This is a genomic window from Streptomyces sp. E2N166, assembly GCF_003671715.1.
GTDB classification, from domain to species: Bacteria; Actinomycetota; Actinomycetes; order Streptomycetales; family Streptomycetaceae; genus Streptomyces; species Streptomyces thinghirensis.
This window is the reverse complement of the sequence record NZ_RAIF01000031.1, coordinates 431,523-452,910: the sequence shown is the minus strand read 5'-3', so window position 1 is coordinate 452,910 and position 21,388 is coordinate 431,523. Positions and strand designations below refer to the sequence as shown.

General features: G+C 69.8%; 18 protein-coding genes. 8 read left to right on the top strand and 10 right to left on the bottom strand.

Features of this window, described 5'->3' with window-relative positions; genetic code table 11:
* Positions 1-187: 187 nt before the first annotated feature.
* Complete coding sequence (locus EBH09_RS24105) at positions 188-1,684, bottom strand: carboxylesterase family protein (RefSeq protein ID WP_121749021.1); 1,497 nt, start codon at positions 1,682-1,684, stop codon at positions 188-190.
* A 23-nt stretch (positions 1,685-1,707) separates the two neighbouring features.
* Complete coding sequence (locus EBH09_RS24100) at positions 1,708-2,622, bottom strand: MBL fold metallo-hydrolase (protein ID WP_121749020.1); 915 nt, start codon at positions 2,620-2,622, stop codon at positions 1,708-1,710.
* A 431-nt stretch (positions 2,623-3,053) separates the two neighbouring features.
* On the opposite strand from EBH09_RS24100, the gene EBH09_RS24095 reads away from it, so the two are divergent.
* Positions 3,054-5,906: a LuxR family transcriptional regulator gene (locus EBH09_RS24095; RefSeq protein WP_121749019.1), complete on the top strand. Its 2,853-nt coding sequence runs from the start codon at positions 3,054-3,056 to the stop codon at positions 5,904-5,906.
* Positions 5,907-6,174: 268 nt separating this feature from the next.
* Here the strand turns inward: EBH09_RS24095 and EBH09_RS24090 are convergent, their stop codons facing one another.
* The 3 genes from EBH09_RS24090 to EBH09_RS24080 all read right to left on the bottom strand — a co-directional run bounded on the left by EBH09_RS24090 (position 6,175) and on the right by EBH09_RS24080 (position 11,443).
* Entirely contained in the window at positions 6,175-7,437 is a 1,263-nt protein-coding gene (locus EBH09_RS24090; protein WP_121749018.1) for a cellulase family glycosylhydrolase, read from the bottom strand.
* Between the two features lie 536 nt (positions 7,438-7,973).
* A complete protein-coding gene (locus EBH09_RS24085) occupies positions 7,974-9,002 on the bottom strand; it encodes a LacI family DNA-binding transcriptional regulator (RefSeq protein WP_121749017.1) in 1,029 nt (342 codons plus the stop codon).
* The gene (locus EBH09_RS24080) at positions 8,999-11,443 is read right to left on the bottom strand and encodes a glycoside hydrolase family 2 protein (protein WP_121749016.1); all 2,445 of its coding nucleotides are present in this window, start codon (positions 11,441-11,443) and stop codon (positions 8,999-9,001) included. The genes EBH09_RS24085 and EBH09_RS24080 overlap by 4 nt, the downstream gene beginning before the upstream one ends.
* Positions 11,444-11,715: 272 nt before the next feature.
* Between EBH09_RS24080 and EBH09_RS24075 the strand changes: the two genes are divergently transcribed.
* The 6 genes from EBH09_RS24075 to EBH09_RS24050 all read left to right on the top strand — a co-directional run bounded on the left by EBH09_RS24075 (position 11,716) and on the right by EBH09_RS24050 (position 17,295).
* Positions 11,716-13,038 carry an extracellular solute-binding protein gene (locus EBH09_RS24075; RefSeq protein WP_121749015.1) on the top strand — a complete coding sequence of 441 codons (1,323 nt, stop codon included), beginning with the start codon at positions 11,716-11,718 and terminating at the stop codon, positions 13,036-13,038.
* 110 nt (positions 13,039-13,148) lie between these two features.
* The gene (locus tag EBH09_RS24070; RefSeq protein ID WP_121749014.1) at positions 13,149-14,129 is read left to right on the top strand and encodes a sugar ABC transporter permease; all 981 of its coding nucleotides are present in this window, start codon (positions 13,149-13,151) and stop codon (positions 14,127-14,129) included.
* On the top strand, positions 14,126-14,995 hold the full coding sequence (locus tag EBH09_RS24065; protein WP_121749013.1) for a carbohydrate ABC transporter permease: 870 nt from the start codon (positions 14,126-14,128) through the stop codon (positions 14,993-14,995). The genes EBH09_RS24070 and EBH09_RS24065 overlap by 4 nt, the downstream gene beginning before the upstream one ends.
* Positions 14,996-15,547: 552 nt before the next feature.
* Positions 15,548-15,934, top strand: coding sequence for a CPCC family cysteine-rich protein (locus tag EBH09_RS24060; protein WP_121749012.1), 387 nt, complete (start codon positions 15,548-15,550; stop codon positions 15,932-15,934).
* The gene (locus EBH09_RS24055) at positions 15,931-16,662 is read left to right on the top strand and encodes a HEAT repeat domain-containing protein (protein ID WP_121749011.1); all 732 of its coding nucleotides are present in this window, start codon (positions 15,931-15,933) and stop codon (positions 16,660-16,662) included. The genes EBH09_RS24060 and EBH09_RS24055 overlap by 4 nt, the downstream gene beginning before the upstream one ends.
* A gap of 3 nt (positions 16,663-16,665) precedes the next feature.
* On the top strand, positions 16,666-17,295 hold the full coding sequence (locus tag EBH09_RS24050) for a DUF6000 family protein (RefSeq protein WP_121749010.1): 630 nt from the start codon (positions 16,666-16,668) through the stop codon (positions 17,293-17,295).
* A gap of 17 nt (positions 17,296-17,312) precedes the next feature.
* Here EBH09_RS24050 and EBH09_RS24045 read toward each other — a convergent pair whose 3' ends face one another.
* Together EBH09_RS24045 and EBH09_RS24040 are read right to left on the bottom strand one after the other, a co-directional pair.
* Positions 17,313-17,849, bottom strand: a complete 537-nt coding sequence (locus EBH09_RS24045) for a CbrC family protein (RefSeq protein ID WP_121749523.1) — start codon at positions 17,847-17,849, stop codon at positions 17,313-17,315.
* 66 nt (positions 17,850-17,915) lie between these two features.
* Positions 17,916-18,272: a hypothetical protein gene (locus tag EBH09_RS24040; protein WP_121749009.1), complete on the bottom strand. Its 357-nt coding sequence runs from the start codon at positions 18,270-18,272 to the stop codon at positions 17,916-17,918.
* Positions 18,273-18,369: 97 nt separating this feature from the next.
* Here EBH09_RS24040 and EBH09_RS24035 point away from each other — a divergent pair, with 97 nt between their 5' ends.
* The gene (locus tag EBH09_RS24035; protein ID WP_121749008.1) at positions 18,370-18,909 is read left to right on the top strand and encodes a hypothetical protein; all 540 of its coding nucleotides are present in this window, start codon (positions 18,370-18,372) and stop codon (positions 18,907-18,909) included.
* A gap of 18 nt (positions 18,910-18,927) precedes the next feature.
* Here EBH09_RS24035 and EBH09_RS24030 read toward each other — a convergent pair whose 3' ends face one another.
* The 3 genes from EBH09_RS24030 to EBH09_RS24020 form a co-directional block, all read right to left on the bottom strand.
* The gene (locus EBH09_RS24030) at positions 18,928-19,161 is read right to left on the bottom strand and encodes a hypothetical protein (RefSeq protein ID WP_121749007.1); all 234 of its coding nucleotides are present in this window, start codon (positions 19,159-19,161) and stop codon (positions 18,928-18,930) included.
* A gap of 223 nt (positions 19,162-19,384) precedes the next feature.
* Positions 19,385-19,921 carry an NUDIX domain-containing protein gene (locus tag EBH09_RS24025; RefSeq protein WP_121749006.1) on the bottom strand — a complete coding sequence of 179 codons (537 nt, stop codon included), beginning with the start codon at positions 19,919-19,921 and terminating at the stop codon, positions 19,385-19,387.
* A 1-nt stretch (position 19,922) separates the two neighbouring features.
* Positions 19,923-21,278 carry a tetratricopeptide repeat protein gene (locus EBH09_RS24020; RefSeq protein WP_121749005.1) on the bottom strand — a complete coding sequence of 452 codons (1,356 nt, stop codon included), beginning with the start codon at positions 21,276-21,278 and terminating at the stop codon, positions 19,923-19,925.
* Positions 21,279-21,388: the final 110 nt, after the last annotated feature.

The following is a 21,388-nucleotide window of genomic DNA, read 5'->3' as shown; positions in this document are numbered from 1 at the left end:
CCTACCGGGTCGAGCTGCCGGCCCGGCAGGGCGCGCCGACCGGGTGAGCCGGCCGCACCCCGGCCGCCGCATCCGTCGGCTCGGACGTCCTTGGCCGGCTCGGACGTCCTTGGCCCGGGCGCGGTCGCCGCACAGCTCCGACCTCCCGTCCGCGACACCCCCGGGGGGGCTGATCGTGGACGAGGGGTCAGCTCCAGACCCGGCGTTCCCGGCTGCGGGGGTCGTCGACCTGGGTCCACTCGGTGTCGATGCGCATGGTGGCCCGGCGGTCGGTGTCGTACGGGTCCCAGCCGGGGTCGCCGGTCCGGGCGAACCGGATCCAGGTCTCGTGGACGCGGGTGGCGAGGTCCGCGGGGGCCTTGCCGGGGCCGAGCAGGGCGGCCGGACCGTTGAGTTCGGGCCGGTCCGCGAGGTCGAAGACGAAGGGCAGTTCGACCGCGTGGGCGGCGCCGAGTTCACCGTCCAGGGCGTGGGAGCGCCAGGCGAACTCGTAGGCGAAGGTGGCGGACCGCGGGTGGGCGGCATGGGCGCCGGCCAGAGCGCGGCTGCCCGCGCCGAACAGGGCGTCGGTCATGATGGCGGAGCGCAGTTCGGCCAAGGACGCCTCGGGGCGGGACTCGCGGTAGGCCTCGACGAGACGCGCCGGATCCGGGTGCGAGCGGGCGGCGGCCTCGTCGACGTCGGCGGCGGTCGAGGTGGCGTACTTGCCCACCGGGACCAGGTACAGGTTGCCCTCTTCGGTGTTGGTGCCGACGAGCAGGTCGACGTCGGCGGCGAGGCCGGCGGCGACGGATGCGGCGGGCTGGGTGTCGAGGACCAGGCTGAAGGGGCTGAGACCGATCAGCGGGTCGCCGTGGGTCTCGGTCCGCAGGTCGATGCCCGCGAGCTTGGATGCCGCCTCGACGAGCTGCTCGTCGGGGATGCCGGCGAAGGCGTCGACGTGGGGCTCGATGCCCAGGGCCTCGGCCGCGGCCTCGGTGACGCGGGCGGCCTGCTCGGGTGTGAACGCGCCCAGACCGCTGCCGCTCTGCACGATCGCCCGGCGGAACAGGCCGGCGGCCTCGGGGGTGGCGAGGACGCCGCCGACGGTGGTCGCCCCGGCCGACTGACCGAAGAGGGTGACGTTGCGCGGGTCGCCGCCGAAGGCGGAGATGTTCTCCCGCACCCAGCGCAGCGCGGCGACGACGTCGAGCAGGCCGCGGTTGGCGGGCGCCCCGGGGATGTCGAGGAACCCTGCGATACCGAGCCGGTGGTTGAGGGTGACGAGGACGACACCGTCACGGGCGAACGCGGAGCCGTCGTACAGGGTGGACCGCGTGGATCCGGCGACGAAACCGCCGCCGTGGACGAAGACCATGACCGGACGTCCGTCACCGCCGGCGGCGGGCGTGAAGACGTTGACGGTGAGGTAGTCCTCGCCGCGGCTCCAGCCGGTGCCGAAGTAGGGGGTCATGTCGACGTCGCCGAGCTTGCGTTCGGACTGCGGGGCGTTGGGCCCCGGCACGGTGGCGTCCCGTACGCCGTCCCACGGCTCGTGCGGCTGCGGCGGGGCGAACCGGCCGGCGCCGCGGGGCGGAGCGGCGTAGGGGATGTTCAGGAACGTGAGGGTGTTGGTGCTGCCCTGGCGCAGGCCGCGCACGGCGCCCCGCGCGGTGGCCACGACGGTGTCGGGGTGGCGGTTCATCTCTCGTGTCCTTCCGCGGGCCTTCAGGCCGGCTCGGTGTACTTGGCGAAGGGCGCCCAGCCCTTGATGGCGAACTTGCTCCCCTCGCGGACGACTTCGGCGGCGCCGTGGCCGCCGAGGTGCGCGGGGAAGACGAGGGCGTTGCTGTCGACCGCCGAGCCCAGGAGCTTGCGGCGGGTGGCGCGGGCCTCGGCGGGGTCCTCGCAGAAGCAGCTGTTGGCGTCGGGCTCGACGATCTGGATCGGGCTGTGCATCAGGTCGCCGACGAACAGGGCCCGGTCGGAGCCGGACTCCAGCCTCAGCACGGACGATCCGGGGGTGTGGCCGGGGGCGAGGTCGAGGCGCAGGCTGCCGTCGATTCGGTGGCTGCCCTCCCACAGCAGGGTGAGGCCGGCCTCGTGCACGGGGGCGACGCTGTCCTCGAAGACGTTCTGGTTGCCTCGGCCGAGCAGGGTCTTGACCTCGTTGGCGGGGTTCCAGTAGTCGAAGTCCGCCTTGGCCATGAGGTAGGTGGCGTTGGGGAACGTCGGTACCCAGGTCCGGCCGTCGAGGTAGGTGTTCCAGCCGACGTGGTCGACGTGCAGGTGGGTGTTGATCACGATGTCGACGTCCTCGGGGCGGACCCCGGCGCGGGCGAGATTGCCCAGGAAGTCGGTTTCCAGGCGGTTCCACACCGGCGCGTACGGCCGGTCCTTGTGGTTGCCGACGCCGGTGTCGACCAGGATGGTCCTGCCCTCGCTGCGCAGGACCCAGGTCTGGATCGCCGAGTTGACGATCCGGGTCTCGGCGTTCAGGAAGTCCGGAACCAGCAAGGAGCGGTGCGTGTCCCACGCCTCCGCCGGGCTCTCCGGGACGAACGCCTCGGGCGTCAGGTCCACGGGGCCGTAGTACTCCCGGACTCGGGTCACGGTGACCTCGCCCAGGGTGATGGTGTCCATGGTTCGCTCCAGGTCAGTCGGTTCCGCGTGCTCGGGCCGCGGACGCGGGCGTGATGCGGTGAGCGGTGCTCTTGGCGGGGGCGGCGGTGCCGCGTCCGGCGGCAGAAGGTCGGATGCCGGGGGCAGGCCGTCTGGTCCTCGCCGGTGAGGACAGGGCCGTCCGCTTGACGGGTCCGTTCCGTGAACGACCCCGTTCCCCTGTTCCGCAATGGTGCGCCGCAGGTGACGGACCGCGGTATGCGTCATGTGACTGCACATGGACGCCCCGGTCGGCGACGTCCGCCGCACGGACAGCAGACGGCGCCACTCCGGTGACGGTCGGCCGCGGCGCACACGCCGCGGGCCGTCCACGGACGTTCGGAACGTACTGGCGGGCATCTCGCCGGCCGCGCGGAATTGTCGCTGCCCGTTCCTCCTTGCACTCCAGTGGAATGGGGCGCTTCTCCCCTTCCTCGTGCAGCAGCCTCGCGTCAGTCTCTGGAGCATCCGTGGAAAATGCTGGAAGCGCTCAAGCGGGCCGGAGCCCGGCGGTAGACCCCGGTCCGACCGTGGTGGGCCGGGAAACCGAGACCGCGGAAATCATGAAGCGGACGGCCGCCGACCGGTCCCACGGCGAAGTGCTGATCGTCGAGGGCGACCCCGGTGCCGGCAAGAGCGTCCTGCTCGACCTCGCCGTGCGGCGCACGCGCAGGACCGGCCATCGGGTGCTGCGAGCGGTCGGCAGCGAGTCCGAGGCACATCTCGCGTACGCCGGTCTGCACCAGCTGCTCCGCCCGGCCCTCGGCGAGTTGGACGGCCTGCCCGCGCGGCAGCGTTCCTCGCTCCAGGGCGCGCTGGGACTGGCCGAAAACGCCGAGGCCCCCGATGCCATGCTCGTCGGCCTGGCGGTGCTGACCCTGGTGTCGGATCTCGCGGAACCGGCACCGCTGCTCGTGGTGGTCGACGACGCCCAGTGGATCGACCGCGCGTCGCTGGACGTTCTCTCGTTCGTGGCCCGGCGCATGGCCAGCGAGCCCGTGACACTGCTGGTGGGCGTGCGTGCCGCGGACGTGCTGCCCGGGTTCGACAAGGGGTACGAGCGCCTGGAGATAGGTCCCCTGAGCGGCGATGCGGCGAACCGGTTGCTCGATGAGCAGCCGACGCGGCCCGCCGGCCGCACCCGGGTCCGGATCCTGCAGGAGGCGGCGGGCAATCCGCTGGCCCTGGTCGAGCTCGCCCGCGCCGCCGCGAGCGGACAGCCGGGGGGCAGCGGAGTGGAGGGACCGCTGCCCGTCACCGACCGGCTGGAAGGGATCTTCGCGCGGCACGTGAAGCACCTGCCGGAAGCCACCCGCCGCGCCTTGCTGCTGCTCGCCGCCACCGACGCGGCGGACGCGCCGGTGGCCGCGCGGGGTCTGCCCGAGGCGGACGACACTACGTGGGTGCCCGCCGAACGGGCCGGACTCGTACGACAGGACAGCGCCGGGATCTCCTTCCGTCACCCGCTCGTCCGCTCGGCGGTGTACCACGCCGCGTCCTTCGAGGAACGCAGGCGCGCACATCTCGCTCTCGCCCAGCTGCTGGACGAGGAGCCCGACCGCCGCGCCTGGCACCTCGCCGCCGCGACCGTGCGGCCCGACGAGCGGGTGTCGGCGGCCCTCCTGGAGACAGCCGGCCGGGCCAGGCGCCGGGGCGGCCACGCGGCCGCTGCCGCCGCTCTGGAGCGCGCCGCGCAGCTCAGCCCGCGCCGCGCGGACCAGGCTCGGCTGCTGGCCGAGGCCGCGGAGATGGCCGTCCTCACCGGTCAGCTCGGCTGGGTGGAACACCTGGCCGACGAGGTCCGAAAGCGCAGTGACGACCCGGCACTGATCAGCCGGGCCGCGCTGGCGACGGGGCAACTCATGACCATGGGTCCGCACCACACGGCCGCCTTCACGCTGCTGGCACGCATCGCCGACGAGGCGGCGGACGCCCGTTCGCCGCGCCTGCCGGACGCGCTCGCCGCGGCAGCGGTGGTCCGCTACTACTCGGGCGAGGAGGTCCAGCGGCAGCGGATCGAGACCCTCCTCCCCCACATGCCGGACTCCGCCACCGGTGGCGGACTGCGTGCCTGGGTACTGGCCGTCTCCGATCCCACCGGCGCGGGAGCGCCCCTCGCCCCGGCGCTGCCGCAGCTCATCACCGAGGCCAAGGACGACGCCGGATCCCTGACCGCGCTCGCCATCGTGGCGTGGCTCCTCGACCAGACCTCCCTCGCCGTCGGCACCTTCGACGAGGCGTTCGGCCGTTGGCAGGCCCTTGGCCCGCTACCGGCCGGGCTGGGCTGCGCCGCCGGCTGGGCCTATCTGGAGCAGGGCCGCTGGGCCGAGGCCCGCTCGGTGGCCGCCGAGATCGCGGCGGTGGCCTCGCAGGCCGGACTGGACCACGCCGAGGCATGCGCACGAGCGCTCGAGGCGACAGCACTGGCGTTGCTCGGTGAGCCGGCCGACGCACGCAGGAACGCCGAGCAGGCGCTGGCCCTCGTCGATCCGCTGGAAAGCCGCTCCGTCGCGGTCTGCGCCCGGCGCGCGCTGGGGCTGGCGGCGGTGGCCGACGGTGACTACGACACCGCGTACGCACAGTTCCGCTCCGCCTTCACCGAGGGCGGCGACCCGGTCCACTACCACGTCTCCTACACCGTCCTGGCCGAACTCTGCGCGGCGGCCGTCCGCCGAGGACGGCGCGAACACGCGGCGGAACTGCTGGAGCGCTCGGTGCGGCGCCTGGGCACCGGCATGTCGGCTCGTGTCTCCCTCCTGGTCGAGCGAGGCCGCGCCCTGCTCGCCGAACCGGAGCATGCCGAACGGCACTTCCAGGCGGCGCTGGCGGACGAAGCGGGCGAGCAGTGGCCCTTCGAGCGGGCACAGACCCGGCTGGACTACGGAGAGTGGCTGCGCCGACAGCGACGTATCGCGGAGGCCCGCCCGCTGCTGACCGGAGCACTCGACACGTTCCGGCGGCTCGGCGCCCGACCGTGGATCGCACGCGCCAAGGCAGAACTGCGAGCCGCCGGCATCGAGGCGGACAGCGTCGCCCCCAGCGCGATCACCGAACTCAGCCCTCAGCAGCAGCAGATCACCCGGCTCGCGGCCCGCGGCCTGACCAACCGTGAGATCGGGGAAAAACTGTTCCTCTCCCCGCGTACGGTCGGCTCCCACCTCTACCGGGTCTTCCCCAAACTGGGCATCACCGCGCGCTCCCAGCTGCGCGACGTGGTCGACGGCACCCTGCCGGGCGGGGAGGCGGTTGGGGCTTGCCGGCGTTGAGCGAGGCCGAGATCCAGGCCGCGCGGCGTGAGCTGCGGGCCGGCGCCCCTCCAGTGCGTGCACACCTGGCTCAGACATCTCCGACCTGCACGCGGGCGCCGCGGTTTCGACCAGTCGTCGCGGTCCGACGGTGACTGCACTGCACGAAGCGGCACCCCGGCGGCCCGGCCCCGGTTACTCACGTCCATGGCCGATGCCTGACGCCGTCGTGCGACCGAACGCCCCGCCCGGGGGCTTTCCTCGGGCGAGGCGTCACCGCGTCCGTCGGTCAGCGATCCGCGGCGCTGCCCCGGACGACGCAGGAACGGCTGTTCTCCCAGCCCCACCCGTCACCGTCAGGATCGGAAGCGCCGCCGTTCGCGCAGTACGGGTAACCGTTGGGAGCGATGCCGCCGGGGACGACGCAGGAACGGCTGTTCTCCCAGCCCCACCCATCGCCATCGGGGTCGGAGGCGCCGCCGTTGACGCAGTACGGGTAACCGTTGGGCGCGGTACCGCCCGTGCTGCCGTCGTCGCCACCGCCGTACACGGTGGCGGTCTTGGACGTGGCTGCGATGCCGTCGCTGCCGTTGAAGAAGCGGTCGCCCCAGCCGGTCGGCGAGTTCGGGTCGAAGCCGTTGACCATGTCGAGGTACTCGACGCCGCTGCCGTTGCCGCTCCAGGACCAGCCGATGTAGCCGACACCGAGAGACTGGGCCGTCGCCATGATGGCGTCCTCGTCGGGGTTGCCGTCGCTGTGCTGGTCGCCGAACTCCCCCACGACGATGGGCAGTCCGCCGCCGACGAAGGCGTTGAGATAGTCCTGAACCTCGGTCGCGGTGTCGTAGACGCCGTACATGTGGATCGAGAAGACGGTGTTGCGGTCGGGGTCGGAGGCGAAGACGGAAGCCGCGTTGGAGCGCATCGTGCCGGACCAGTCCTGGCCCCAGTTGGGTGCGTCGACCATCAGGGCGTGATCGATGCCGGCGCCGCGGAGCTTGGTGATGGCCGCCTTGGTCGCGTCGGTCCACGCCGTGTAGTCGGTGTTGCCGAAGGGCTCGTTGCCGATGTTGACGACGACGTAGTCCTCCTGGCCCTCCAGCGCGCTCTTCACGCTGATCCAGTAGTCGGCCGCCTGGTCCAGGCTGGTCGCCGCGCCATCCTCGCCGTACCCCGTGGTGTCGTGCACCTCCAGCACGCAGATGACCTTGTTGGCCTTGCACTGGTCGATGAGCGCGGAGACCTCGGAGGCACTCGTCCTCGTCCATCGGCCGCCGCTGCTCAGCACGACGCGGACGGTGTTGGCGCCCTTGGCCGCGATGTCGGCGATGGAGCTGGTGCGCTCGGGGTACCAGGTGTAGGCGTGGTTGACCCCGCGCATGACGAACGCGTTGCCGTTGCCCTCGACGACACGTCCGTTGCTGACGTGGATACCGCCTTCAGCGGCCTGCGCCGTGCCGACGGAAGGGCCGGCGAGTGAGAGCAGCAGTCCGAGAACGGCGGTGAACGCCATCCCCGCGGTCGTGATCAGCGTGCTTCTTGGCCTTCGCATGTGTCTCCTCGGACAGGTCGGAGGGGGGTGCCGTCGCTTGTCCCGGGCCCACCGGGCGCCCCTTGCCGACGCTTGCCTGACAACGATGTCAGGCGATGAACAGCCGCCACCCGGGGCACGCTTCGTAAGCGCAGGGAGTTGCGAGGCAGGCACCGGGCGAGCGGTGTGACGGGTCGGCGAGGCGGCCGGACAGGACTGCGGACCGCTCAGCGCAACACCATGAGGCACCGGATGTTCCATCCATGTCAATAGACCGTTCCGAATTCGCCTCAGCGAGCTGAGCACCCTTCGGAACTAAACCGCTAAACCCGCCGTACAGTGCCAGTGAGCACACCTGGTGCGGCGACTGCCAGCAGGAAAGCGCGCTGTGTGATGGATTGACAGCCGAAGTAGACGCCTCTACGTTCCCCTCCTGTTAACCGGTACATGCGAGCCATCCTGCGAACGAGAGAGCCGCCGAATTCGTCCGTGAAACTTCGCACGTGAAAGGGCGCGGCATGACGCCGCGCCCCTCACCGTCCGTACCCCTGCCCCCTCTACGCAGGAGGCGCGGCGGTCGACGCTCTCGGTACCAGGGTCGGCGTCGCGACGGGTTGGGACGTCACGTCGTGGCCCGCCAGCACCTCGAACAGCACCCGCGCGACCTGCGCTCCGAAGCTGTGCACGTCGTGACTCATCGCCGACAGTGTCGGATGCGTCAGCCGGCACAGCTGGGAGTCGTCCCACGCGAGCAGCGACAGTTCGTCCGGCACGGAGACGCCCATCTCCGCGGCGACACCGAGCCCCGCGACCGCCATGATGTCGTTGTCGTAGAGGATGGCCGTGGGCCGCTCGGCGGACAGCAGCAGGGAGCGGGTGGCGCGGGCGCCGTCCTCGCCCGAGAAACCCGTCTCGACGTGCGGCCCGCGCTCGATGCCGAGTTCGGTCATGGTCTGTTCGAACGCGGTCGTCCGGATGGCGCTGTGCCCCAGCCCCCGGGGGCCGCCCACGTGTGCGATGCGCCGGTGCCCCAGCACCGCCAGGTAGCGCACCGCTTCGGTGACTGCCGCGGCGTCGTCGGTCCAGACCGACGGGAACCCGCCGGTGAGCGAGGGGTGGCCGACCGCCACGGCGGGGAGGCCGATCTGCCGCAGCGGCGCGATCCGCGGATCCTCGTGATGGAAGTCGACCAGGATCGAGCCCCCTATCTGGCGTTCCCGCCACCAGCGTTCCTGCAGCCCGATCTCCTCCTCCAGCGAGTCGACGAGGCGCAGTAGCAGCGAGCAGTCGCGCTCGGCCAGCACACTCTCGATGCCGGAGACGAACTCCATGTAGAAGGGCTCCAGGCCCAGCAGCCGGGCGGGCCGGCAGATCGCCAGCCCCACGGTGTCGACGGACTGGCGCGACAGGCTGCGGGCCGAGGAGTTCGGCGCCCAGCCCAGTTGACGGGCCGCCGCGAAGATCCGCTCGCGGGTGGCGTCGGAGACGCCCGGCTTGTCGTTGAAGGCCAGGGACACGGCACCCTTGGACACGCCCGCGGCCGCGGCGACGTCCTTGATGGTGACGCGTACGGACGGTGCGCTCACGCCGGTTCCACGCAGAACAGTGCCGCTCGCACGGCGTTGGCCCCCGTCTCGGCCGCGCCGGTGACCCGCAGCCGGAGCTGTTCCCCGGGGAGCAGGGTGCGCAGTCCGGTGTCGCAGACCGCGTCGGGTCCGAGCCGGTCGGCCTGCAGGAGGAGATCGCGTACGAGGGTGTGTGCGGTTACCACGACTTCGACAGTACCCGTCCCGGCACCCATCGGAGACTCAACGGCCACGTCATAGTCCGGAAGCGGGTAGGCGAACTCCCGGTCCGTGACCGCCAGGTGCACACTGCGCAGTTCCTCACTGTCGGCGACAAGGAACTCCTTGGCGCTACGCGGAGCGGGTGCCAGGTCCTGCGGCACGGACTGCCGGTGCACCGAACGAGCGGGGACGGTCACGTCGAGCACGTCCTCGGCCACCCCGGTGCCGTCCGCCCGCAGCCGACGCAGGGCCACGCGCGCCTGCCAGGGCTCGGCGGACTGGTTGACGACGGCGAGCACCGGGCCGTCGTCGCCCTCCCCGGGCCGCAGCGTGAGCAGCCGGTCCGCGTAGACACGGCGCAATTCGTGGTAGAGGGGCTTGAGCCGGCCGTCACCGTCGATGGCCGACCAGGAGCTGACCGGCCAGCAGTCGTTGATCTGCCAGACGACCGTGCCCGCGCACACCGGCCAGTGCGAGCGCCAGTGCTCGATCCCGGTGGCGATCGCCCGGGCCTGCACGACCTGAGTGAGGTAGTGCCAGCGGTCGAAGTCGTCCTCGGGCAGCACGAAGTGACGTGCCACGCCCCGGTTCAGCTTGCCGTTGCCGTCCTCGGCCTTCTGGTGGTGCAGCATGCCGGGCGAATCGGGCGCGAGCCGCTCGCCGGGCAGCGCGCGGCGCAGGGTCGCCATCGCGGGCGGCGCCTGCCACCCGAACTCCGACACGAACCGGGGCACCGAGTCGCGGTACTCGGTGTAGTCCCGGCGGTTCCAGACCTCCCAGGAGTGGTGGGTGCCGTGGGCCGGGTCGTTGGGGTGATGGTCCCAGGAGCCCGACCAGGGGCTGCCGGCGGCGTAGGGCCGGGTGGGGTCGAGTTCGGCGACGATCCGCGGGAGCAGGTCCAGGTAGTAGCCGCCGCCCCAGGAGTCGCCCCGCAGTTCTGGTTCCCAGTCCCAGTCGCGGAAGCCCCACAGGTTCTCGTTGTTGCCGTTCCACAGCACGAGCGACGGGTGCGGCATCAGTCGGACAACGTTGTCGCGCGCCTCGGCCTCGACCTCCCCGCGCAGCGGCTGCTCCTCCGGGTAGGCCGCGCAGGCGAAGAGGAAGTCCTGCCAGACCATGAGGCCCAGCTCGTCGCAGGCGTCGTAGAAGGCGTCGTCCTCATAGATGCCGCCGCCCCAGATCCGCACCAGGTCCACGCCAGCGCCGGCCGTCTGACGCAACCGGGCGCGGTAGCGCTCCGGTGTGATCCGGGACGGGAACACGTCGTCGGGGATCCAGTTGACCCCGCGCGCGAAGATCCGTTCTCCGTTGACGACGAGGGTGAATCCGGTGCCGTGCTCGTCCGCCGAACGGTCCAGCTCCACGGTCCGGAAGCCGACGCGCCGGTGCCAGACGTCGAGGGGTCGTTCTTCGGAACCGCCACCGTCCTCGATCAGCGCGAGTTCCAGGTCGTACAGGGGCTGGTCGCCGTAGCCGCGAGGCCACCACAGGGACACGTCGGGCACCTCCAGCGTCAGCACGGCGTGGGTCCCCTCCACGGCACCGCGCGCCTCGGCGAGGCCGTCCCCGACGGTGGCACGCACGGCGAGCGAGCGGGCCGTCCCCTGCGCGGTGCGCTCGACCTCGACGCGCACCTCGACGCGGCCCGTGGCGTCGTCGACCGTCACCAGCGGGCGTACGTCGGCCAGCCGGGCCGTCGACCAGCGCTCCAGCCGGACCGGGCGCCAGATGCCGGCCGTCACCAGGGTCGGCCCCCAGTCCCAGCCGAAACTGCACGCCATCTTGCGGATGTACTGGAACGGCTCCGGGTAGACGTTGGGCCGCTCACCCGTCAGTGCCCGCACCGAGGCCGCCTCGTCGTAGGCGGAGGCGAACTCCACCGCCAGGAGCCCGTGGCGACCGGTGACGTCGAAACGGTGGCGCCGGTGCATGTTTCGGGTGCGGCCCAGTTCGCGCCCGCCCAGGGTGATGGTCGCGGCGGTGTCCAGGCCGTCGAAGACCAGGTCCGTCCGTTCGTACTCCTCCTCCCCGGCAGTGTCGGTGGCCCGCAGGTCGCGGACGTAGGTCCAGGCACGCCTGCCGACCCAGGCCACGTCGGTCTCGTTGGCGCCGAGGAAGGGGTCCGGGATCAGGCCGGCCGTGAGCAGATCGGTGTGGACACAGCCGGGGACCTGGGCGGGCAGCAGGTTCTCGCGATGGCGGAGGCTCCAGCCCTCGGCGAGCGGGACGACTTCCTTCATGTACGGCTCCTTCGGCGGGACGGACCCCGTGTCGTATGCAACGCGGCTCAACCTAACCCCACACAAGTGAACCGGTCTAGCCCTCTTTGCCTGACAGGACCTCCCTCGCGCACCCAGTCAATACAGGGGCTCTACGGCCGAAGCCCTCACCTAGTGTAACGATTGAGTATCGCGAAGGATTGGGAAGCTTTACCGGTTCACGGCCGACTGACATAGTCACCGTCAACCACCACCGGAGCCCGAGCCGTAATCCTTGGAAAGGAGCTGGGCACATGGGGAAGAGGACGCTGAGCGTCGCACTGCTCGCCACCGCGATGCTGACCGTTGCGGGGTGCAGCGGAGGGGGCGGCGCGGACGCCGGCGAGACCGCGGCCGCGCCGGTGAACCCGGACGGCGTCTCGGGGGACATCACCGTGCTCACCAATCGCACCGACCTCGTCGAGGACGGGACGATGAAGAAGTACGCCACCGAGTTCAACGAGACCTACCCCGACGTGAAGGTCGAGTTCGAGGGCCTCACCGACTACGAGGGGGAGGTGAAGATCCGTATGAACACGGAGGACTACGGCGACGTCCTGCTGATTCCGTCGGCGGTCGCCAAGGGCGACTACCCCAAGTTCTTCGCGCCGCTCGGCGAGACCTCGTCGATGAAGCCCATCTACCGCTTCACCGACAAGACCGACGTCGACGGCAAGACCTACGGCATCGCCACCTTCGGAACCGCCAACGGCCTGGTCTACAACAAGGCGCTGTGGAAGAAGGCCGGGATCGCCGACTGGCCGACGACGACCGAACAGTTCCTCGACGACCTCAAAGCGGTCAAGGACAAGACCGGGGCGACCCCGTACTACACCAACTTCAAGGACGGCTGGCCGCTCGAAAGCCCCTGGACCAACAGTGTCGGCTCCGTCAGCTGCGACACCCAGGGCCACGACAAGCTCGCCGACATGGACAAGCCGTGGGCCGAGGGCAACGACCTCAACGCCCTCGACACCCTGCTCCACGACATCGTCCACGAGAAGCTGTCGGAGAAGGACCCGGCCACCACCAACTGGGAGAGCTCCAAGACCCTCCTGGCCAAGGGCAAGGTGGGCAGCATGGTGCTCGGCTCCTGGGCCATCAACCAGATGCGGGACGCGGCCGAGAAGGCCGGCCAGAATCCCGACGACATCGGCTTCATGCCCCTCCCGTCCCAGAAGGACGGCGAGTTCTGCTCCACTCTGGTCTCCGACTACCAGCAGGCCGTCAACATCCACTCCGGCCACAAGGAAGCCGCACGGGCGTGGATCGACTGGTTCACCGAGAAGTCCGGGTACGCGGCCAAGGAGGGCGCCGTCTCCGCCCTGAAGTCCCAGGGGATGCCGGAGACCCTCAAGAGCTATGTTGACAACGATGTCAAGATGATCGAGCGCTCCGCGGCCCGGACGGCCGAGGTGGACGCCATCGACAACGCCTCCGAGATCGGACTCAACAAGCCGGACTACCGCAAGAAGCTCATCGACATCGCCCGCGGCGCCACCGACGGGTCGCTCCAGGGCTATTTCGACGAGCTGAACAAGCGCTGGTCCGAGGCCAGGCAGACCGTCGGTTCCTGACCCGGCACCCGCCTGAACCCAGCACCCGCCGGGTCCTCTCCCCACCGCCCCGGTGAACGGGACCCGGCACCCAGTGCCCTCAGCGGACGACGAAAGGCCCTGGCTCCGCAATGACCCGAACCCGAACCGTCTCGACCGCGTCACCGCCCGCCCCGGCCGCCGAGCCGGGCCCATCCGGCAAGCAAGGCTCCCGGCACCGCGCGCGGGCCGGCGCCTCGTGGCGCGACCGGCCGATGCGCAGGATCACGCCGTGGCTGTTCCTGCTGGCCCCCCTCGCCCTGCTGATCACGTTCACCTACGTGCCGGTGGGCAACATGATCTACTACAGCTTCACCGACTGGGACGGCGTCAGCCCCGACCGCGACTACGTCGGCACGGAGAACTACACCGAGATCTTCACCCGTCCCGAACTCTTCCGGGTGTTCGCGGTGAGCTTCTACTACCTGGCGGCGTCCGTCGTACAGATCGTCATCGCCCTGTACTTCGCCGCCGTCCTCAGCTTCGACCTGCGCTTCAGGAATCTCTTCAAGGGCATCCTGTTCTTCCCGTACCTGATCAACGGCGTCGCGATCGGCTTCGTCTTCCTGTACTTCTTCCAGGACGGCGGCACACTCGACTCGGTCCTGTCCTGGTTCGGCGTCGGCACCGACCACGCCTGGCTGGGCACTCCGGAGTCGGCCAACACGTCCATGGCCGGCGTGTCCGTCTGGCGCTTCACCGGCCTGAACTTCGTGCTGTTCCTCGGCGCCATCCAGTCGATCCCGGGCGAACTCTACGAGGCCGCCCAGCTGGACGGCGCGAGCCGCTGGCAGCAGTTCATGCACATCATCGCGCCGAGCATCCGGCCGGTGCTGAGCCTGAGCGTCATCCTGGCGATCTCCGGCTCCCTCTCCGTCTTCGAGATCCCGTACATCATGACCGGCGGTGCGACGGAGACCTCGACGTTCGTCATCCAGACGGTGAAGTTCGCCTTCCAGTTCAACAAGACCGGCCTGGCCTCGGCCTGCGCGGTGGTACTGCTGGCGATCATCCTGGTGATCACCTGGATCCAGCGCCGCCTCGTACCCGACGAGAAGGTGGATCTCGTATGACCCTCACCGCCCCCGCCCGCCCGCAGGGAAAGGCACGCCGTCGTCCGCGCATCGGCACCGCCCTGACGTACCTGTCCCTGGTCGTCGCCTCCCTCGTGGTGCTGCTGCCGCTCGTCGTGATCTTCCTGACCTCGCTCAAGTCCTACGGGGAGGTTTCCGACGGCCAGGGCGCCCTGGCCCTGCCGGACGACTGGCTCAACTTCTCCAACTACGCCACGGCCTTCAACGACGGCCACATGCTGCAGGCGTTCGGCAACACGGCCTTCATCCTGCTGTTCTCCATCACCGGCACCGTGATCATCGGCTCGATGACCGCGTACGCCATCGACCGCTTCGATTTCCGCTTCAAGAAGCTCGTCATGGCCCTGTTCCTGATCGCCACGCTGGTGCCGGCCGTGACGACACAGGTCGCCACCTTCCAGGTCGTCAACAGCTTCGGGCTGTTCAACACCCGGTGGGCCCCGGTCCTCCTGTACATGGGCACCGACATCGTGGCCATCTACATCTTCCTGCAGTTCATCCGCGGCATCCCCAGGTCTCTCGACGAGGCCGCGCGGCTCGACGGTGCCAACTCCTTCACCATCTACCGGAAGATCATCTTCCCGCTGCTGAAGCCGGCTGTCGCCACCGTCGTCATCATCAAGGGCATCACCACGTACAACGACTTCTACATCCCGTTCCTCTACATGCCCCAAGAGGATCTCGGGACCATGTCAACGGCCCTGTTCCGGTTCAAGGGGCCTTTCGGGGCGCACTGGGAGTACATCTCCGCCGGAGCCGTCCTCGTCATCGTGCCGACCCTCGTGGTCTTCCTTTTCCTCCAGCGCTACATCTACAACGGCTTCGCCCAAGGGGCCACGAAATAGCCGTTCCACCGACGCGCCGTATGCGCGGCCGAGGGCCTGACCCCGCGGAGCCGGACCCGTCAAGGGGCCCGCCTCATCGTCGACGGATGCCTCGCCGCGACCGGACTCACCTTCACGACACCCGCACTCGCGGTGTGTCAAACGAGTAGGAAAAGCGCCACGGGCCCGCGTTCCCGCCCTCCGGGCTGGAGCCCTCACGCGACGCACGTCCGAAACCCAGCACTGTCGCCCTCATCCGTCCTGGCGCAATCCCAGCGAGGGAAGAACAAAGGGCCCGACTCCGAAGAGTCGGGCCCGCTCTGACCTGCGTATTTGCTGGATCAGCGAGGTGAGGACACGTGACCCACTACACGTTGAAGCGGAATGTCTGCGGACTGATCCTGACCTGCGGCGGAGCCCCACACGGGGCCCTGACCTGGGATTCCTCGTTGACATGCGTTGGCTCCCGACGGCCGTTTACGGGTGTCCTGCGGACTGGCTGCGGACTGGCCGGGGGTGCCGAGGCAGAGAAATCCATGGCACACGGGCGGGGCCTGCAAGGAGACTGCGCAGGTGAGCGACTCCCACCCCTGCCCGTGCTGCGGGCACCGCGTGCTGGACGCGATGCCCGGCTCGTACGAGATCTGCCCCGTCTGCTTCTGGGAGGACGACGGGGTCCAGTTCCGCTGGCCCACCATGGCCGGCGGGGCAAACAAGGTCTCCCTGATCGAGGCCCAGCGCAACTACCAGGACTTCGGCGCCTGCGACCAGCACGGCCTTCGGTACGTCCGCCCGCCGGCCGAGGACGAACCGCGCGACCCCGCCTGGCGCCCCATCGACCTGACGCGCGACTCCTTCGAGGACTGGGCGGCCGAGGACCGCGCCCCGTGGCCCGCCGACCGCTCGGTGCTCTGCTGGTGGCTGCCCACTTTCTGGCGCCGGGACCACTCCGCGTCATGACCTCCCACATCGAGACACTCATCCAGCAGCTCGACGGCAAGGCCGACGAGTCCTACGACGCCCGTGCGGAGCTGATCTGGATCGGCGCCGACGCCATACCCGCCGTCATCGACGGCCTGCCTTCCCTCGGCGGCTTCGGTCAGCTGACCGCCATCGAGGTCTTCGAGGAGGTAGGCGATCCCCGTTGCGGCCCCGCTCTCATCGGCCTGCTGGACAGCGACAACCCGACCGTCCGCGAATGGGTGGCCATGGGTCTGGCGAGCCTGGAGATCGACGGGGCCATCGAGCCCCTGCGCCGCGCCTACCGCGCCTGCTTGGAACGGGCGACCCCACCGGACTGGACCGAGTCCGTCGGCATCCGCTGGGCCCTGACCGAACTCGGCGCACGCACCCCCGTGGTCCCACCGCTCACCGCGCGCCTACGAGCCACCGCTGAGGACGACGCCCCGGGCTGGCCCTCGGCCCACTTCGCCGAGATCATCAATGACCTGGCCGACCACGCCCAAGTGATCCTCTACTCCCAGTTCTGGCGGGTGGACGCCGGCCGCACGTACGGCGTTTCCGGCCCCGGCCTGGACTGGGAACTCGACTGGACCGCGCCCTGGGAGCACCTGGTCGATGAGTCCCGCACCTGGTCCCTACTGGAAGCCTCCGAAGCCCCCGCCGGCGACAACATCTTCGTCGCCCCCACCTGGATCGACCGTACCGACCTGCACCCGGAGAGATGACCGATGCCGTCCCAGCACCCCGAGGAGATCGGCTACGGCCATGTGGTCAAGAGCTACGTGACGAGGACGTACGGGGGCCTCCCGCGCTACCTCGTACTGAACGGCGGGCGGTACCTGAGCCCCCGGTGGTGGCACACCACACGCTTCACCCGACACCTACTCGACGACGCCGCCGCGATCAACGACGAGGAACTGGAAGCCCTCCTCGGCTACGAATGGCGCTCGCGCCTCACCGCCGCCTGGCTGATCGGCGTCGACCGCCGCGAACGATTCCGGACACGCATCGGCGACCTGCTCCTGGCCAGCGAGGTCTGCTACTCCGGCAGCGCCTACTGCTTCGCCCTGGCCCGCCTCGGCACCCACGCCGACGCCGAGATCCTCACCGCCTACCTCGACCACTACCTCCCCCGCACCGACCTCCACTACGATCAGCCCGCCGCCCTGGGCACCCTCCTCCGCCTCGACGCCCGCCTCGGAACCCACCACGCCGACCGCTTCACGGAGCCCGACGGCCTCTGGGACGAGTGGGTCAAGGGCGTGGGACGCCTCGGCTACCCCAACCACACCCCCGCCGAACAGCGCCGCTGGACGGACCTCCACTGCGAGTTCGCCAACGGGTGGACCCGGCCGTAGCAGCCGCCTGACTGCGGCTACGTGAAGTCCGCGTACGCCATGTGTCGGCCGCACGTGCGGCACATGAAGAGGTAGCCCGTGGGCTGACTGTCCTTGTCCAGAGCACCCAGATAGCTCTCCATCGCCTCGGCAGACCACCCCCACGCGCCAACCTCGCTGCGCAGCGCCTGCAGGGCATCCGGGAACATGGCCAGCTCGGCCATCCCGACCGCCCCCAGGAACGCCGCACCATCACCGCAGTGGAAGAACCACTGCGGGTCCTGCCAGGAGGAGAAGCCCGGCGTACATACATCGACGGACATCACGACCTCAAGCGGGACATCGTCACCGATCGGGTCACCGATGAAGTGCGCGTCGTACTTCGCAGCTGCGCTGCCATCCGCGATGCACCACGGGCACAGCAGGTTGGAAAGTTCCTCGACCGCGTACACCGGGCCCGTGTAAATGAACCCCCGCACTCTCCCGCAGCAAAGGCACGTCGTGCTGGACTCAACGACCGCCCCGGTCGCCAAGGGGTCGGGGTGGTAGGGAAAACCGGGCAACTCCTCGGACATGCCGGTCACGCTACCTGCGCACAAGAAGGCCGTGCCGGACTGCACCCGCCCTCGGTCCGATGGCGGTCACGGCCGCAGCAGCCGAGCCTGCGGGTCATAGCAAACGAGCCCCATCGATGCCGCGAGATCGGCTGCGTAGGCCGAAGCCTCCTCGGCCATGCTGTATCGCATCGGGAAGTAGATGAACGGCCCGGACGCCTCGCCGATCAACGGCCCCGTCGACCAGGGGGAGGTGTCCTCCTTGTCCTCCGTGAGATCCACCCATCGCGCCAAGAGCCCAGCAACGTACTCCGCGATACGCGGTGACGGCGGAAACTCTTCCTCCGTGTCGATGTAGCGGTCGTACAACTGAGTGAGGACCTCGCCCGCGATCACATCGTCAGCGGGCTTGTTGCCTTCCCACACCGCCAGGTCGTAGCTCATGGCCGAACTGTGCCACGCCCTACTGACAGCACCGCTTTAGCGTCGATCAGCAGGCCAGCCGCACCAGACGTCCGAGGGCGCTGTTACGTTCCGTCCCATGACCGCATCAGACGATCTACTCCGCAGGATCGAGCAGGAGCCTTCCCTTGCTACCGCGCTCGCCTGGCCTGGCGATTTCGACGTCGAGCGCCGGGATCCCATCGAGCAACTTGCTCTTCCTACCAGGATCCCCCTACACCCGATAGCCGGCTGCGGCGCCGGCGGCACGTACTACCTGTGCGGGGAGGAGACCGAGGAGAGGCCCGTCCTGTACGCCGAATCGGAGGGCCAGGCCACATTGATCGGCGCCGACCTCGTCGAGGCGATCACGCTCATCGCCGTACTGCCCTTCTGGCGCGACCTGGCGAAGGGCTTCGCGATCAGCGAGCTCGGTTCGGACCTTCGGGCCGACCACCCGGGCTTCGACGCCGAGCGCGACCGCCCTCTGCACGCCCTCGGGCTTGCCTCCCTCACCGAGGAGGAGGCTGCCGCTCGCCTGCTGGCTGTGGCCGCGCGCACGGCCCCGGACTACATACCTCGCGTACCGGACGACGATCACCTGCCGTACGAGCTTCTGTTTCCGAGCAGCCCGGCATAGCGAAGCCAGCGCTTGACGTCAGTACCGGGCGATGACCTGTCGCAGGTCCGTGCCCAGGAGGTCCTCCAGCGCCTGGACGCTGGCCGGCGATAGCGGCAGCTCGCATTCTGGGTCTGTGGTGACGAGGCTGTACCTGGCGAAACCCGCAGCCTCGACGTAGTCGAGGGCGTTCAAGTCCGTCTGGGCAGAGCAACAGGGCATCGTCACGGCAAGCGCGTCGAAATAGCCGTCCGGAAGGGCCGCTGTGTCCATCGCGTCGCCCCACCAGTTTCGATGTCGGAGCCGCATACGGGGCACCGGAGACCACACCAGTTCTCCCCGGGATCGATGAAGGCTGTGCAGGGGATGTCCCAGACGTCGTAACCGCCCAACGCCTCAGGAACCAGTTGTCGTAGCCGGGCTTGCGCAGCCTCGCTCGCAGCGGGCGCAGGCGAAAAGTGCGGGTCCTTGGATATAAGGTGGAGCAGCGTGATGCTCACGCTGCCGACCAGCCGTCCAGCGAGACCTCCAAGCCATCATTCAGGTATTGGTGGAGGGCGCTGGCGGTGGTGTCGACGAAGGCTTCGGGGATGGCGTTGGCGTCTACCCAGCGGACCTGGGAGTGCTTGCGGGGTTCGCGGTTCTCGGGTTCGCCGGTCCATTCGTGGGCGGCGAAGACGACGGTGAGGAAGCCGTTGGGGGCTTCGACGCCCCAGGCGCCGTGGATGATGTGGGCGACCTTGAGGGACTCGGGCCTCACGATGAGGCCCGTCTCCTCGTAGAGCTCGCGGACTGCGGTCTCCGTGATGGGTTCGCCCGGCTCGCTCTTGCCGACGGGGAGGTCCCACATGCCCTGGGCGAACTTGGCGTTCTCGCTACGTTGGAGGAGGACCACGCGGTTGGTGGCCTTGTCATGGACGATGACGGCGGCGACCAGCAGGGTCATGGATTCGAGCGCCGGCTTCAGGGCCTTCGGCTGATCGTCGGTCTGCTGGGCCACGGTGTTCCCTTCGTCGGACGGGTTGTTGGGCATGTTAGGCGAGGGCCTCGCGGGCGCGGCGGGCGAGATCGGCGGCGCCCGGCACTTTGCGGCGCTGGTAGACCGCGAGCGTGGAGCGGATTGAGGTGATCGCCTTCCGGGTCCGATCGGAGGTCATGCCGTCCATCAGGACCAGGGCCTGGGTCCAGGCGGCGACGGCCTCGTCGGCGCGGGCCTGGGCGGCGAGGCTGTCGCCGAGGTCGGCGTGGGTGAGGGCGTGGACGCGCTTGTACTTCTCGGGGTCCCAGCGGGTGAGGGCGTCGCGGTGCTGTTGTTCGGTGCCGATGTGGTCGGCGAGGTCGGTCAGGGTGCGGGCGGTGTGGCTGGCCACGGTGCCGACGGCGGGGCCGCTGACGCGGGAGTAGCTGGGCTGGGTGCCGTCGTCGCGGAGGAGGGCGTCCTCGGCGGCGAGCAGCGCGCGTGCGGCCGACGGGTTCTCGTCGGTTGCGGCGTAGGCGCGGGCGTGAGTGATGTGGAGGAGAGCTTCGGTCTGGCCGTCGACGTGGCCGAGACCCGTGCGTAGGGCGCCTTCGACGAGGTCTACGCAGTGGTGGGGCTGCTTGAGGCTCAGGGCTTGGTGGGCGAGGGCGCGCATCATCCAGGCGGCGTGGCCGTGGGGGTCGGCTTCGCAGGCGAGCTTGTAGCCGACCTGGTAGTAGCGCTGGGCGGCGCCTTCCTGGCCGAGGTCGTGGTGCTTCCACCCTGCGAGGTAGGCGAGTTCGGCGACGGCACCGAAGGCGGCCCGGCGTAAGGCTTCGCTGGGGAAGCGTCCGCGGAGCATCGGGGCGGCGGTGTCGGCGAGGTACGCGGTGACGGTGGTCAGGCCGTGCCCGCCGCCGAGGCGCTCGTCGGCGGCGCTGAAGGCCGTGGTGATCTGGCGTACGACGTCCACGTCCTCCGTGCCGACCAGGGACGTGCCGGTGCGGGCGCGGAGCATGCGGGCGGTGGCCGCGTGGTCGTAACCGAGCGGCATGGCGACGCCGGCGGTGGTGAAGGCCGCGATGGCGAGGAAGCGACGGCGCTCGACGTCGGCACGGCCCAGGTCGGTAGCCGCGAGGACGGGGTCGGATTCCGCCGGCTCTTCGTCATCACCGGCCTGGAAGCCGATCTCGGTACGGGTGACCGTGCGCCCCGCTCGGCGGGACAGTGCCTCGGCCAGGTATTGACCTACCCGGCCCGACGGGGTGCGGGTGCCGTTCACCCAGTGCGAGATGGCCGACTTGTTGGTCTGGAGGATCTCGCCGTTCTCGGCGGCGATGCGCCGCACGTCTCGGGCGAGGGCCTCGTAGGTACAGTCGACCGCCGCGATGACGTCGCGCAGACGGGAGTTGGGGTCTCTCTGCGCCGCCACGATCGCCTCCGCTCTGGAGCTGTAAACCGCGTATACCGCTTCAACTGCCTTCCACCGTACCCACTCAGCGTGACCAACGGTTCACTTATCAGCAGCCACCCGGAACGGCA

Bases quoted from the DNA above. Each gene is read 5' to 3' on its own strand.
- EBH09_RS24105 (WP_121749021.1), bottom strand. From the start codon at position 1,684: ATGAACCGCCACCCCGACACCGTCGTGGCCACCGCGCGGGGCGCCGTG.
- EBH09_RS24100 (WP_121749020.1), bottom strand. From the start codon at position 2,622: ATGGACACCATCACCCTGGGCGAGGTCACCGTGACCCGAGTCCGGGAG.
- EBH09_RS24095 (WP_121749019.1), top strand. From the start codon at position 3,054: ATGGGGCGCTTCTCCCCTTCCTCGTGCAGCAGCCTCGCGTCAGTCTCT.
- EBH09_RS24090 (WP_121749018.1), bottom strand. From the start codon at position 7,437: ATGCGAAGGCCAAGAAGCACGCTGATCACGACCGCGGGGATGGCGTTC.
- EBH09_RS24080 (WP_121749016.1), bottom strand. From the start codon at position 11,443: ATGAAGGAAGTCGTCCCGCTCGCCGAGGGCTGGAGCCTCCGCCATCGC.
- EBH09_RS24075 (WP_121749015.1), top strand. From the start codon at position 11,716: ATGGGGAAGAGGACGCTGAGCGTCGCACTGCTCGCCACCGCGATGCTG.
- EBH09_RS24070 (WP_121749014.1), top strand. From the start codon at position 13,149: ATGACCCGAACCCGAACCGTCTCGACCGCGTCACCGCCCGCCCCGGCC.
- EBH09_RS24065 (WP_121749013.1), top strand. From the start codon at position 14,126: ATGACCCTCACCGCCCCCGCCCGCCCGCAGGGAAAGGCACGCCGTCGT.
- EBH09_RS24055 (WP_121749011.1), top strand. From the start codon at position 15,931: ATGACCTCCCACATCGAGACACTCATCCAGCAGCTCGACGGCAAGGCC.
- EBH09_RS24050 (WP_121749010.1), top strand. From the start codon at position 16,666: ATGCCGTCCCAGCACCCCGAGGAGATCGGCTACGGCCATGTGGTCAAG.
- EBH09_RS24045 (WP_121749523.1), bottom strand. From the start codon at position 17,849: ATGTCCGAGGAGTTGCCCGGTTTTCCCTACCACCCCGACCCCTTGGCG.
- EBH09_RS24040 (WP_121749009.1), bottom strand. From the start codon at position 18,272: ATGAGCTACGACCTGGCGGTGTGGGAAGGCAACAAGCCCGCTGACGAT.
- EBH09_RS24035 (WP_121749008.1), top strand. From the start codon at position 18,370: ATGACCGCATCAGACGATCTACTCCGCAGGATCGAGCAGGAGCCTTCC.
- EBH09_RS24030 (WP_121749007.1), bottom strand. From the start codon at position 19,161: ATGGACACAGCGGCCCTTCCGGACGGCTATTTCGACGCGCTTGCCGTG.
- EBH09_RS24025 (WP_121749006.1), bottom strand. From the start codon at position 19,921: ATGCCCAACAACCCGTCCGACGAAGGGAACACCGTGGCCCAGCAGACC.